Here is a 13,169-nt window from a genome sequence, read left to right as displayed (position 1 = left end):
ACAACTCCTCTTGTAGGAAGGTGTGTTACGAGCCGACCTTGCGCTTGTTCCAGACGTCGAAGCCGACGGCGGCCAGCAGCACCGCGCCCTTGATCACCTGCTGCCAGTCGGTGCCGATGCCGACGAGGTTCATGCCGTTGTTCAGCACGCCCAGGACCAGACCACCGATGATCGCGCCGAGGACCGTGCCGACGCCGCCGCTCATCGACGCGCCGCCGATGAACGAGGCGGCGATGGCCTCCAGTTCGAAGTTGAGGCCGGCCTTGGGCGAGGCCGCGTTGAAGCGGGCGGCGAAGACCAGGCCCGCCAGGGCAGCGAGCATGCCCATGTTCAGGAAGACCAGGAAGGTGACCTTCTTGTCCTTCACGCCCGACAGCTTCGCCGCGGGCAGGTTGCCGCCGATCGCGTAGATGTGGCGGCCGATGATCGCGTTGCGCATCAGGTAGCCGAACCCGACGACCAGCACGCCCAGGATGAGCAGCACGACCGGGGCGCCCTTGTAGCTGGCGAGCAGCAGCGTGACGACCAGGACGGCGGCGACCAGGGCGACCAGCTTCAGCAGGAACAGCTTGACCGGCGGCACGTCGAGGGCGAACTCCTGCTGCCGCTTGCGGTCGCGGACCTCCTGGAAGACCACGAAGGCGATCAGGGCGAAGCCCAGGAGCAGGGTGAGGTTGTGGTAGTTGGTGTCGGGGCCGACCTCCGGCAGGAAGCCGTTGGCTATCTTCTGCAGGTCCTTCGGGAAGGGGCCGAGCGTCTGGCCCTTCAGGAAGATCTCCGTCAGACCGCGGAAGAGCAGCATGCCCGCGAGGGTCACGATGAACGACGGTATGCCGAGATAGGCGATGAAGAACCCCTGGACCGATCCGGCGACCGCGCCGATGGCCAGGCAGAGCACCACCGCCAGCGGCCAGGCGAGATCGTTCTCGACCATCAGCACGGCGGACATCGCGCCGATGAACGCGGTGAGTGAGCCGACCGAGAGGTCGATGTGGCCCGCGATGATGACGAGCATCATGCCGATCGCGAGGATCAGGATGTAGCTGTTCTGCAGCACCAGGTTGGAGACGTTGCGCGGCAGCAGCAGGTCGCCGCCCGACCACACCGCGAACAGCACCACGATCAGGCCGAGGGCCATCAGCATGCCGTACTGGCGCATGTTGCGGCGCATGCCGCCGATCATCAGCTGCAGCAGGCCCTGGCCGGAGGCCGAGCCGCCTCCGCCGGACGGCCCGGGGGCCGGGGTCTTGGCGGTCAGGTCCGTGCTCATCGCGTTACCTCTTTGTCCTTCGTCATCTGACGCATCAGCGCTTCCTGCGAGGCCTCGGCCCGCGAGAACTCACCCGTCAGCCGTCCCGCGGCCATCGTGTAGATGCGGTCGCACATGCCGAGCAGCTCCGGCAGTTCGGAGGAAATGAAGACGACCGCCTTGCCCTGGGCGGCCAGCTGGTCGATGACCGTGTAGATCTCGTACTTGGCGCCCACGTCGATGCCGCGCGTGGGCTCGTCCAGGATCAGCACCTCGGGACCCGCGAAGATCCACTTGCTGAGGACGACCTTCTGCTGGTTGCCGCCGGAGAGCTTGCCCACCGGCTCGAAGACGGTCGGTGCCTTGATGTTCATGGACGTGCGGAAGTCCTCGGCGACCTGGCGCTCCGCGTGCTCGTCGACCACACCCCGCTTCGCGACCTTGCCCAGCGCGGTCAGCGAGATGTTCCGGTTGATGGTGTCGATGAGGTTGAGGCCGTAGTGCTTGCGGTCCTCGGTGGCGTACGCGATGCCGTGCCCGACCGCCTCCGGGACGGTCTTCGTACGGATCTCGGTGCCGTCCCTGAGGACGGTTCCGCCCGCGTACCGGCCGTAGGAGCGGCCGAAGACGCTCATCGCCAGCTCGGTGCGGCCGGCGCCCATGAGCCCGGCGATACCGACGATCTCGCCGCGCCGCACCTCGATCGAGACGTCGTCGACGACCTTGCGCTGCTGGTCGATGGGGTGGTGCACGGTCCAGTTGCGGATCTCCAGGGCGGGAGCGCTCCCCTCCTCCGGGTGGTGCGGGGTGCGCTCAGGGAAGCGGTTCTCCAGGTCGCGGCCGACCATCCCGCTGATGATCCGGTCCTCGGTCGTCTCCGCCGCCTTCACGTCGAGCGTCTCGATGGAGCGCCCGTCGCGGATGATCGTGACCGAGTCGGCGACCCGGCGGATCTCGTTCAGCTTGTGCGAGATGATGATCGAGGTCATGCCCTGTTCCTTCAGCGAGAGGATCAGGCCGAGGAGCTTGCCGCTGTCCTCGTCGTTGAGCGCCGCCGTCGGCTCGTCGAGGATGAGCAGCTTCACCTTCTTCGACAGCGCCTTGGCGATCTCCACCAGCTGCTGCTTGCCCACGCCGATGTCGGCGACGCGGGTCTCGGGGTGCTCGTCGAGGCCGACCCGGCGCAGGAGTTCGCCGGCGTGCCTGAGGGTGTCGTTCCAGTTGATCAGTCCGCGCTTGGCGTGCTCGTTGCCGAGGAAGATGTTCTCAGCGATGGAGAGGTACGGCACCAGCGCCAGCTCCTGGTGGATGATCACGATGCCGTGCTCTCCGCTCGCCCGGATGTCCTTGAACCGGCAGGCCTCACCGTCGAAGAGGATGTCCCCCTCGTAGCTGCCGTGCGGATGGACTCCTGAGAGCACCTTCATCAGGGTCGACTTGCCGGCGCCGTTCTCACCGCAGATGGCGTGGACCTCGCCCTGACGGACGGTCAGTGTGACGTCCGAAAGCGCTTTGACACCGGGAAAGGTCTTGACGATCGAGCGCATTTCCAGGACGGGTCCCGCCATGGTCTTGCCTTCCAATCCTTGAGGGGGCCCGGTTACTTGAGGTCGTTCTCGCTGTAGTAGCCGTCGTCGATGAGGGCTTCCTTGTAGTTGGCCTTGTCGACGCTGACCGGCTGCAGCAGGTAGGCGGGCACGACCTTGACGCCGTTGTCGTACGACTTGGTGTCGTTGGTCTCGGGCTTCTTGTCGTTCAGCGCGGCGTCGACCATGCTCGAGGCGACCTTGGCGAGCTTGCGCAGGTCCTTGTAGACGGTCTGGGTCTGCTCACCCGCGATGATCGACTTCACGGAGGCGAGCTCCGCGTCCTGACCCGTGACGACCGGCATCGGCTTGGCCTTGGAGCCGTAGCCGTCCGACTTCAGGGCGGAGAGGATGCCGATGGAGATGCCGTCGTACGGCGAGAGCACGGCGTCGACCCGGGTGGAGCGGTAGCTGGACGTCAGCAGGTCGTCCATGCGCTTCTGCGCGGTGCCGCCGTCCCAGCGGAGGGTGGTGACCTGGTTGAGCGCGGTCTGCTTCGACCTGACGACGAGCTCGCCCTTGTCCACGTACGGCTTGAGGACGTTCATCGCGCCCTGGAAGAAGTACTTGGTGTTGTTGTCGTCGTTGGAACCGGCGAACAGCTCGATGTTGAAGGGGCCCTTCTTGCCGTCCTCCAGGCCGAGCTTGTCCACGATGTACGTGCCCTGAAGCTCGCCGACCTTCTCGTTGTCGAACGAGGCGTAGTAGTCGACGTTCTCCGTGCCGAGGATCAGCCGGTCGTAGGAGATCACCGGGATGTCGGCGTCCTTGGCCTGCTGCAGCACGTTGTTGAGGGACTTGTTGTCGATCGCGGCGACGATCAGGGCGTCCACACCCTGCGTGATCATGTTCTCGATCTGTGAGACCTGCTGGTCCGGGTCGTCCTCGCCGTAGACGAGCTTGGTCTTGTAGCCCTTGCCCTTCAGTTCCTTCTCGACGTTGGCGCCGTCGGAGATCCAGCGCTCGGAGGACTTGGTCGGCATCGCGATGCCGATGGTGGCGCCGTCGGCCCCGCCCTTCTTCTCCTCGCTGCCGCCCTCACCACTCTGGCCGCAGGCGGTCAGAGTGAGCGCGAGGGAGGCGGCGGAGGCTATGGCGGCAAGTGCGGCTCTGCGGTTGCGCATAGTCATCATCCTTGATGTGGGTCAGGACTCGGTCCGGTGGTGCCGGAAGGCTGGGGGCGATCGACCGAGAACAGGTGTTGTGGGATTGTGCGCGGCTGTGTCTTTTTTTGGGGAGGGTGTTTCCGAAGCGTTATGACGAGATCTCGAAGCGGTTGAGCGGACCCGGCAGCCGGCTGCCGAGCGCGGCCATGTCCCCGTCCGCCCCGTGCCGCGCCAGCAGGTCCAGCGCGAGCCGGCCGCGCCGCACCCGCTCCTTCGCGGTGGCCAGCGCCAGCTCCCGCAGGTGCTGGCCGTACGGGTAGATCCCGGGGGCCTTGGAGAGGCCGAACTTCAGGTAGAGCGGCGCGCCGCGCCGGATCAGTTCGGCGACCTCGTACATCCGTACATAACCGCCCAGGTCGTCCGGAGCCTCGATGTAGAGGTCCATCGGGGCCCGGGAGACCCGGCGGATCTCCGTGAACTGGGCCAGAGTCAGGTCCGAGGGGATGTTGATGGAGTCCGCGCCGAGCTGCTCGAACACGGCGTACGAGGCCGGGTTCACCGGCCCGATGAGCGCCGACACCTTGAAGGTGGTGTCGGCGGGCAGGGCGCCCCGCTCACGCAGCCGGTGGAGGGTCCACAGCACGCCCTCGTCGGCCACGAGCAGGCACTTCACGCCCAGCCCGGTGGCCCGCAGGGCGTCCTCCACGCAGCCCGCCAGGGCGTCGTGCCCCCGGGACCGCAGCCCGGCGCCGCCGGAGTCCGTACGGACGGACGCGCCGGTGTCCCAGGTGCCGCGCGGGCCGGTGAACAGGCAGAGCTCGATGTCCCGTTCGGCGCAGCCCTCCACCATCTCGGTGATCTCCGCGTCGGTCAGCATCCAGATCCCGCTGCCCTGGCTGATGCGGTGGACCGGGACGTCGAGCCTCGCGGACTCCTTGAGTACGACGCCGAGGGCCTCCGGGCCCTCCACGGACGGCACCTCGGTGCGCCAGCTCCCGCCGTCGGGGAAGGAGTGCGGGGAGGCGTCGGCCGGGGACAGCGGCGCCGGGCCGAGACCGAGCGCGGTGAGCGCGGCGTCACCGGGACGGCGGGCGCCGGCGGCACCGGGGGAAGAGACAGGGGCGTCGTTCACGACTGGTCCTTCATGTTCGGTATTTCGGACGACATTCGGATCTTTGGGAGTGCGCCGGTACGGAGGCGGTCAGGTCGCCGCCGTACCGGCGCACGGATCAGGGCGGGCCCGTCACGGCCGCAGCAGCACCTTCCCGGTCTCCGGATCCCCGGACCCCACCAGCGCGACCGCCTCGGCGAACCGCTCCAGCGGGAACTCGTGGGTGATCAGCGGCGCCGGATCGAGCAGCCCGGCCGTGAACGCCCGCACCGCGTAGGACCAGGCCGCCGAGGGCGCGCCGAAGACGCTGCGCACGGTGAGCTGGCTCAGCGACAGGTGCACCGGGTCGATGCCCACGGCGCCCGGGGTGAACATCCCGGTCAGCACCACCCGCCCGCCGCGCCGCGCCAGCAGGCACGCGTCGGCCGCGGTGGACGGCGCTCCGGCCGTCTCCACGACCAGGTCGTAGCGGCCCCGCACCTCCTCGGCCTCCTTGGGGACCCGGGCCTCGCTCGCCCCGAAGTCCAGGGCCTGCGCGGCCCGTCCCTCTCTCGGGTCGATCACCGTGAGCTCCGCGGGCGAGACCGCCGCCAGCAGCTGCACCGCGAGCAGGCCGAGCGTGCCCGCGCCCAGGACGGCGATCCGCTCGCCCGGCTCCGGCGCCCCGGCGCGTACCGCCGCCGCGATCACCGCGGCGGGCTCCAGCAGCGCCGCCGCGCGCAGATCGGCGTCGTCGGCCAGCGGGTGCAGCAGCCGCGCCGGGACCACCAGGTGGTCGGCGAACGCACCGGGCCGGGTGAACCCCGTCTCGTCGTACCCCGCCGTGCACAGGGAGGTCTCCCCGTAACGGCACCGCTCGCAGCGCCCGCAGGCCCGGAAGCCCTCGGCGACCGTGCGCCGTCCGGTCAGCGCGGGATCGACGCCCTCGCCCACCGCGTCGACGGTGCCCGACCACTCGTGTCCCGGCACCACCGGGTAGCGCACATAGGCGGGGTCGCGGTGGCCGTCGTACACCTCGCGGTCGCTCATGCAGATCCCGGCCGCCGCGACCCGCACCCTGACCTCACCGGGGCCCGGTTCCGGGATCGGCCCCTCGGCCAGCGTGTGGCTGCCGGGCCGCTCGACGGTCAACGAGCGGGAGAGGGACGTCACTTGGGCTGCCTCTTCTCCCAGCCGTCCGCCCACAGGTCGAACCGCGCCTGCTGCTGCGGGAATTCCGCCGCCGCGTCCACGTCCAGCTCCACGCCGAGGCCGGGCGCGTGGGAGAGCTCGAAGCAGCCGGTGGCCGGGTCGACGGTCGGGGCGCCCTTGACGACCTTCTTGATGTCGGCGTCCGCGAAGTCGTTGAAGTGTTCGAGGATCTTGAAGTTGGGGGTGCAGCCGGCCACCTGGAGGCTCGCCGCGGTCAGTACCGAACCGCCCACGTTGTGCGGGGCGATCAGCGTGTAGTGGGTCTCCGCCGTCGCCGCGAGCTTGCGGGTCTCCAGGATGCCGCCGATGTGGCCGACGTCCGGCTGGATGATGTCGACGGCCCCCGACTCGAAGAGCTCGCGGAACTCGATCCGGTCGTGGATGCGTTCCCCGGTCGCGATCGGCATGTCGACCTTGTCCGCGACCTTGCTCAGCGCCTTGAGGTTCTCCGGCGGCACCGGCTCCTCCAGCCAGGCCGGGGTGAACGGCGCCATCTCGCGGGCGATCCGCACCGCCGTCGACGGGCTGAACCGCCCGTGCATCTCCAGCATCAGCTCGGTGTCGGGCCCGATGGCGTCCCGCACGGCCTCGATGAGGGACACGGCGTAACGCGTCTCCTCCTGGCCGAGCTCGAAGTGTCCCGTCCCGAAGGGGTCGATCTTCAGCGCCCGGTAACCGCGCTCGACGACTCCCTGCGCGGCCTTGTGGTACGCCTCCGGGGTGCGCTCGGTGGTGTACCAGCCGTTGGCGTACGCCTTGACCCGGTCGGTGAACTTCCCGCCGAGCAGCTGCCACACGGGGACGCCGAGCGCCTTGCCCTTGATGTCCCAGCAGGCCATCTCGATGACCGCGATGCCGGACATCACGATCTCCCCGGCGCGCCCGTAGTCGCCGTACTTCATGCGCTTGACGAGGTCCTCGACCGCGAACGGGTCACTCCCGACGATGTGGTTGGCCGAGGCCTCGCGCAGATAGCCGAGCAGTGCGTCGGTGCGGCCCAGCATCCGGGTCTCGCCGACCCCGGTGAGACCCTCGTCGGTGTGCACCTGGACGTAGGTGAGGTTGCGCCACGGCGTGCCGACGACATGCGTACTGATTCCGGTGATGCGCACGAGGAATGCCTCTCAACGTGTTCGGTATTTCGTCACTCGTTCGAAATGCTGGCGTGACGGTAATGACGGGCCAGGGCACGTGTCAATGGTTTGCACACGTAGGCTGGCGCCATGAGTGATCTCGGGGCGGGTTTCGGGTACTTGATCAAGGGCCAGCGCTGGGTCCTCGGACACGGCAAGTGGTTCGGCTTCGGCCTGCTGCCCGCGCTGGTCACCCTCGTCGTCTACGTGGGCGCGCTGGTCGGACTCGGTTACGGCGCCGACGACTTCGTCGCCTGGGCCACACCGTTCGCCGACGACTGGTCCTCGCCCTGGCTGGGGCTCCTGCGCAACACCCTGGTCGTCCTGGTCTTCGTCTTCGGGGCCTTCCTCGCGGTCATCACCTTCACCGCGGTGACCCTGCTGGTCGGCCAGCCGTTCTACGAGTCGCTCTCCGAGGAGGTCGACCGCAGCGAGGGCGGCGAGGTGCCCGAGTCGGGTCTGCCGCTCTGGCGCGAGCTGTGGATCTCCGCCCGTGACTCCGTCCGCATCCTGCTGCGCGTCGCGTTCTACGGGGTGCTGCTCTTCGCCCTCGGGTTCATCCCCGTCGTCGGACAGACCGTGATCCCCGTCCTCGGCTTCTGCGTCTCCGGCTACTTCCTGTCCGAGGAGCTCACCGGCGTCGCCCTCCAGCGCCGCGGCATGGTCCTGAAGGACCGGCTCGCGCTGCTGCGGGGCCGCCGCATGATGGTCCTGGGCTTCGGGGTCCCGCTCGTGCTCGCCTTCCTCGTCCCCTTCGTGGCCGTGCTCCTCATGCCGGGCGCCGTCGCCGGAGCCACGCTGCTGGCCCGCGAGCTCACGGCGCCGCCCTCGCCCGCTCCGGAGCCGGTCCCCTCGTCGCCGTACACCCTCCGCAAGGACTGAGGAGGCCCCCGGACCGGCCGGTCCGGGGGCCCGCTCCGGGTCAGGCGCCGTGGACCTCCAGCGCCGTCCGGACCGCGGACTCCAGGGCGCCCTCGATCCAGGCCGGCTTGATGGACGTGTGGCAGCCGGCGAAGTGCAGCGGGCCCTCGGGCGTCCGCACATCCGGGAACAGCTCGGTGTGCTGCCCGGGCAGCAGCACGGACGCCTCGCCGTACGCGTACGGGTCACGCATCCAGGACTGGGTGCGGCCGACGCCCGTGTAGAACACCTCGATCCGCTGCCCGTACACGTCCTGGACGCCGCCCAGGGTGTGCGGATAGCGCTCGTCGTCCTCCAGCGAGTCCCACTTCAGGGCGTCGTCGGCCCAGCTGTAGGAGGCGAGCAGGACCCCGCCCTCGCTGCCCTCGACCCGGTGCGAGGGCTGGTACATGAACCGGTTGGCGTTGTCGGTCACCGAGCCGCCGCCGATGACGTGGGCCGCCTCGGGCTGGTCACGGGCGGTGGACCGGCACGCCGCGTAGTGCACCCGCTGGTTGGGCGGGATGTGACCGCGCGGCACGGAGGGGTGCGCCCCCAGCAGCGAACCGTCGGCAGGGGCCTTCCCCGCCCGGTACTCCTCGTACAGCCCCGGCCGCACCGCTCCCAGCTCGCGCTTCCAGTCCGCCTCGTCGAACTCCCACCAGCGGCGGCTGAATTCGAGCAGCACCTTGGTCGCCGCGTCGTAGTGGACCTCGGTGATCGCGCGCCGCTTGCCGTACGAGAGCGCGGGTGCCACCGGGATGTGCCGCAACCCTGAGAAGGGCACCGTGACGATGGCCCGGTCGCCGGTGAAGGTCTCCCGGACGACGGGGCCGCCCCGGCCCTCGGAGACCGTCTCCACGCTCACCCCGTCCTCGGAGTGGCTGATCCGGGTGGCCCGGCGGTCCAGGTGCACCAGGTCCTTCACCTGCGCGTACATCGCGTCGGCCAGGGTCGCCGTGCCGTCGGGCAGCTCGAAGAAGGAGGTCGCGGGGCTGATCAGCGAAGCGCCGATGAAGCTGTGCAGGAAGGCGAGATGGAGCCGCGAGGTCATGTTCTCGACGGTGCCGATGAGGTCGATGGTGCGCTCGTCGAGCTTGGCCACCTCGGTCATGTACCGGTACATCGACCAGTGCCCGTAACGCTGGAGGACGGTCGCCCAGCCCTGGACCAGGGCGCTGCCCTCCTTGCCCTCGATCTCCGCGCGTACGGGAGCGAACGCGTCCCGCACGATCTGCGAGGCGGGGGTGTTCTCGTAGGCCGCGGGGACGCCGAAGGAGCGGTTGACCGCCTGCGGCTTCGCGGCGTAGTCGGCGCGGCGGACGCGGACGCCGTTGACATGGATCCAGGTGCGGTTGGCGGGACGCCCCTCGGTGTCCACGTCGGTCAGGTGGAAGCGCCGGGTCTTCAGCCCGAGATGGGCCATCAGTCCGGTGACCAGCGGGTGGCTGTCCGGGATGCGCATGGCGCCGGCTTCCGCGTACTGCTTCGGATCGGCGAAGGGCGGCTCCGACTGCTCGTGGCCGCCGGCCCGGAAGGTCTTGATGCGGCCGCCGACGCGGTTGCCGTTGGCCTCGATCACGGTGACGTCGTGACCGGCCTCGTGGAGCAGCCGCGCCGCCGTGAGTCCGGCCGGTCCCGCGCCGACGACCAGCACCTTCTTGCGAGCGGCGCGGGTGCGGGGCAGGCCCTTGCCCAGCAGGACCTCGCGGTAACCGGGGATCAGGTCCTTGTCGTTCTCGTCGCGCACGAGGATGGCGCGGGCGACGAGGAGAGCGGCGTCCCGGTCGGACCCGGGCGCCGCTCCCGGCGCGGCGGCAGCCGCCCGGGGCGCCGTGGCCCCCGCGTACGGGGCCGCGCCGGTCACGGCGAGGGCCGCGGCACCGGCGGTGGCGCCCGCGATCACGGCACGGCGGGAAGGCAGGGCGGACGACGATTCATCAACGGGTGAGGTCATGTTGATCACCCTGCTGTGCGCGACCGCCCGGGACCGTCGCGGACGCGCGCCCAGCGCTCTGATTCACCCGGTGGTGATCTTGGTCGACCGGTGTTGACACGCGCCGGACCAGCGGGAGTTGAGGCTCAGCGCACGGAGAAGCCGTACACCGTCGTGGAGACGAACTCCTCACCGGGCCGCAGCACCGTGCCCGGGAACTCCGGGCGGTTCGGCGAGTCGGGGAAGTGCTGCGTCTCCAGCGCGATCCCCGCGCACGCCCCGAACGGACCGTCGTCCATGTGGTCGGCGGTGTACAGCTGGAGCCCCGGCTCCGTCGTACGCACCGTCAGCAGGCGTCCGGACGCCGGGTCGTACAGCTCGGCGACCGGTTCGCCGCCGGTCTCCTCCAGCACGTAGTTGGTGTCGTAGCCGGGCCCCACAGGCTTCGGCTCCCGGAAGTCGAACCGGGTCCCGTCCACCGGCAGGAGCTCGCCCGTGGGGATCGACTCCTCGTCCACCGGCGTGATCCGCCCTGCCGCGAGCCGTAGTTCGTGCCCGAGCGCGCTCCCGCTGTCCGCCCCGGCGAGGTTCCAGTACGTGTGGTTCGTCAGGTTCACCACGGTGGGCGCGTCCGTCGTCGCCCGGTAGGCGATCCGCAGCGCGCCGTCCTGGTCCAGGGTGTACGTCACCGAGACCGCCAGCCGCCCCGGGAAGCCCTCCTCGCCGTCCTCGGAGACCAGGGAGAGCCGCACACCGTCCGGCACCTCCTCGGCGTCCCACACCCGCTTGTCGAAACCGCGCTCGCCGCCGTGCAGGGTGTTGCGGCCCTCGTTCGGCGTCACCCGGTGCGTACGCCCGTCGAGGACGAAGGAACCGCCCGCGATCCGGTTCGCGTACCGCCCGACGACGGCGCCGAAATAGGGGCCCGTGTGCGTCTCGTACCCCTTGACGTCCGGCAGCCCCAGGGCCACCTCGGCGCGGACGCCGTCCCGCCCGGGCACCACGACGGACTGCACCACGGCGCCGTACGTCAGCACCCGCACCCGCGCGCCCCCGCGTTCCAGGGTCCAGCGCCGGACGGGTGTCCCGTCGTCGAGCGTGGAGAAGTCTTCGCTGTGTACCGCCGCACCCGTAGTCATGATCGACAACCTTAAGGCCGGCCGGCCGCCGTGACCTCGCGGTAAGCGATCTCTGCCAGCCTGGCCTGGCCGTTGCGGCCCGGGTGGAACCAGTCCCACTCGCTGAGCTGCGCACCCGTGAACCGGTAGTCGAAGACCGCCCCGCCGTCGTAGCGGCAGAGCTCGTCCCGCGCGCAGACGTCCCGCAGCGCCTCGTTGTACGCGACGACCCGCGCCAGCACCGCGTCGCGCCGCGCGACGGCCGCAGCCCCCATGTCGTCGGCGTCGCCCAGCATCGACCGGCAGATCCCCAGCTTCCAGATCTGCTTGCCCAGCGGGTTCTCCCGCCCGGTGGACCAGAGCCGCTTGAGATCCGGCACGCTCGACACGTACACCTGCGCCTTCGGGGCCGAGGCCCGCAACTGCCGCATCGACGCCTCGAAGGAGGCCCGGAAGTCGGCCACCGGAGTCATCAGCCGCACCGAGTCCCGGCAGGCGTCGTTCGCGCCGATCATCACCGTGACCAGCCCCGGCCGGTCCTTCGCGGCCAGCGCCATCTGCTCCGGCAGCTGCGCGATCCTGGCACCCGACACGGCGTGGTTCCAGCTGTGCGAGGCCGCCTTCGACGCCCCCAGGAGGCGTACGGCGAGGCTGCGCACCCCGCCGTCGGTCCCGGTAGCCCAGGACACCTCGGGGCAGTCGGCCAGCACCGAGCAGGCGTCGAAGCCCCGGGTGATGGAGTCCCCGACGGCCGCGATGGAGGCGGGGCTCGCGTCCCACGCCGGCGTGGGCGAGGGGCTCCGGGCGCCCGGGGTGCTCCGCGACTCCGTGTCCCCGTCGGAGGTGCAGCCCGTGAGCGCGGCCGCGGCGACGAGCGCGACCGCCGCCAGAGTGACCGCGGCGCCGCGGTCACGGCGGCGTGGCGAACGCTCAGGCATCCCTGTTTCCCCTTCGGTCACACGGGTGATTGTGCCCCTGGCACACCCGGACAGCCCCAGGTGGCGGGCCCTCGCGCCCTCGCGGGTGAATGCTGAGCGAATCATGGGCCCGGGACCGACGGTACGTCACACACCCGACACCGGCGCACGGTAGCTTTTCCCCGTCGAACCAGTGGCGCCCGACCGGCCCGCGGACGAGATCGGCGGGTCCGGTAAGTTATCTCACGTCACATACTGTCCCTTTTCTGGAGATTCACTCCCGATGCTGTTTACTGATGACAACCTCGGGAGCCGGCCGGGAAGAGACCGTACGGGCGCGAGGCCGTTGGGGAAGGCGAACCTCGTCCCACACTGGAGGTCCCGGTGACGACACGTGGAGTCCTTTACGTTCACTCCGCACCGCGCGCGCTGTGCCCGCATGTCGAATGGGCGGTGGCGGGCGTACTCGGTGTGAGGGTCCAGCTGGACTGGACCAGACAGCCGGCCGCGCCCAACACCTGGCGGTCCGAATTCTCCTGGAAGGGCCGGGCGGGCACGGCGTCGGAGCTGGCCTCGGCCCTCCGCGGCTGGGACCTGCTGCGCTTCGAGGTGACGGCGGAGCCGTGCCCCACGGCGGAGGGCGAGCGCTACAGCTCCACGCCGGGTCTCGGCATCTTCCACGCCGTCACCGGCATGCACGGCGACATCCTGGTCCCGGAGGACCGCCTGCGGGCCGCCCTGGCGCGGTCCCTGAACGGCGAGACGGACCTGGAGGCCGAGGTCGCCAAGCTCCTGGGCAAGCCGTGGGACGACGAACTGGAGTCCTTCCGCCACGCCGGTGAGGGCGCGCCGGTGCGATGGCTGCACCAGGTGGTGTGACGGGGCCTGCCTCTGTCCGAGTCCCGGTCGCCGACCGGGCAGA

Annotated in this window: 11 protein-coding genes; 2 read left to right on the top strand and 9 right to left on the bottom strand. The window is 70.0% G+C overall.

Going from position 1 to position 13,169, the window contains the following annotated elements; genetic code table 11:
- Nucleotides 1-25: 25 nt before the first annotated feature.
- From mmsB to ACIP63_RS03885, 6 genes are all read right to left on the bottom strand, one after another.
- Nucleotides 26-1,270 carry a multiple monosaccharide ABC transporter permease gene (gene mmsB, locus ACIP63_RS03910; protein ID WP_401511182.1) on the bottom strand — a complete coding sequence of 415 codons (1,245 nt, stop codon included), beginning with the start codon at nucleotides 1,268-1,270 and terminating at the stop codon, nucleotides 26-28.
- Nucleotides 1,267-2,817 (bottom strand): multiple monosaccharide ABC transporter ATP-binding protein, encoded by a 1,551-nt coding sequence (mmsA, locus tag ACIP63_RS03905; RefSeq protein WP_401511179.1) that lies wholly within the window; start codon nucleotides 2,815-2,817, stop codon nucleotides 1,267-1,269. Before mmsA ends, mmsB begins: the two co-directional genes overlap by 4 nt.
- A 32-nt stretch (nucleotides 2,818-2,849) precedes the next feature.
- Entirely contained in the window at nucleotides 2,850-3,959 is a 1,110-nt protein-coding gene (gene chvE / locus ACIP63_RS03900) for a multiple monosaccharide ABC transporter substrate-binding protein (RefSeq protein ID WP_401511176.1), read from the bottom strand.
- 130 nt (nucleotides 3,960-4,089) lie between these two features.
- Entirely contained in the window at nucleotides 4,090-5,073 is a 984-nt protein-coding gene (locus ACIP63_RS03895; protein WP_401511174.1) for a hypothetical protein, read from the bottom strand.
- Between the two features lie 111 nt (nucleotides 5,074-5,184).
- The gene (locus ACIP63_RS03890) at nucleotides 5,185-6,204 is read right to left on the bottom strand and encodes a zinc-binding dehydrogenase (protein WP_401511172.1); all 1,020 of its coding nucleotides are present in this window, start codon (nucleotides 6,202-6,204) and stop codon (nucleotides 5,185-5,187) included.
- Entirely contained in the window at nucleotides 6,201-7,355 is a 1,155-nt protein-coding gene (locus tag ACIP63_RS03885; RefSeq protein ID WP_401511169.1) for a mandelate racemase/muconate lactonizing enzyme family protein, read from the bottom strand. The genes ACIP63_RS03890 and ACIP63_RS03885 overlap by 4 nt, the downstream gene beginning before the upstream one ends.
- 111 nt (nucleotides 7,356-7,466) lie before the next feature.
- Here ACIP63_RS03885 and ACIP63_RS03880 point away from each other — a divergent pair, with 111 nt between their 5' ends.
- On the top strand, nucleotides 7,467-8,258 hold the full coding sequence (locus ACIP63_RS03880) for an EI24 domain-containing protein (protein WP_401511167.1): 792 nt from the start codon (nucleotides 7,467-7,469) through the stop codon (nucleotides 8,256-8,258).
- Between the two features lie 40 nt (nucleotides 8,259-8,298).
- On the opposite strand, the gene ACIP63_RS03875 is transcribed toward ACIP63_RS03880, so the two are convergent.
- The 3 genes from ACIP63_RS03875 to ACIP63_RS03865 all read right to left on the bottom strand — a co-directional run bounded on the left by ACIP63_RS03875 (nucleotide 8,299) and on the right by ACIP63_RS03865 (nucleotide 12,268).
- Entirely contained in the window at nucleotides 8,299-10,233 is a 1,935-nt protein-coding gene (locus ACIP63_RS03875; protein WP_401511165.1) for a flavin monoamine oxidase family protein, read from the bottom strand.
- A gap of 125 nt (nucleotides 10,234-10,358) precedes the next feature.
- Nucleotides 10,359-11,351 carry an aldose epimerase family protein gene (locus tag ACIP63_RS03870; RefSeq protein WP_401511162.1) on the bottom strand — a complete coding sequence of 331 codons (993 nt, stop codon included), beginning with the start codon at nucleotides 11,349-11,351 and terminating at the stop codon, nucleotides 10,359-10,361.
- A gap of 11 nt (nucleotides 11,352-11,362) precedes the next feature.
- Nucleotides 11,363-12,268: an SGNH/GDSL hydrolase family protein gene (locus ACIP63_RS03865; protein ID WP_401511160.1), complete on the bottom strand. Its 906-nt coding sequence runs from the start codon at nucleotides 12,266-12,268 to the stop codon at nucleotides 11,363-11,365.
- A gap of 363 nt (nucleotides 12,269-12,631) precedes the next feature.
- Here ACIP63_RS03865 and ACIP63_RS03860 point away from each other — a divergent pair, with 363 nt between their 5' ends.
- Complete coding sequence (locus tag ACIP63_RS03860) at nucleotides 12,632-13,126, top strand: DUF3145 domain-containing protein (protein ID WP_401511158.1); 495 nt, start codon at nucleotides 12,632-12,634, stop codon at nucleotides 13,124-13,126.
- Nucleotides 13,127-13,169: the final 43 nt, after the last annotated feature.

Source organism: Streptomyces sp. NPDC088746 (genome assembly GCF_044751065.1).
In the GTDB taxonomy this organism is placed as follows: domain Bacteria; phylum Actinomycetota; class Actinomycetes; order Streptomycetales; family Streptomycetaceae; genus Streptomyces.
This window is presented reverse-complemented; position numbering and strand designations above follow the sequence as displayed.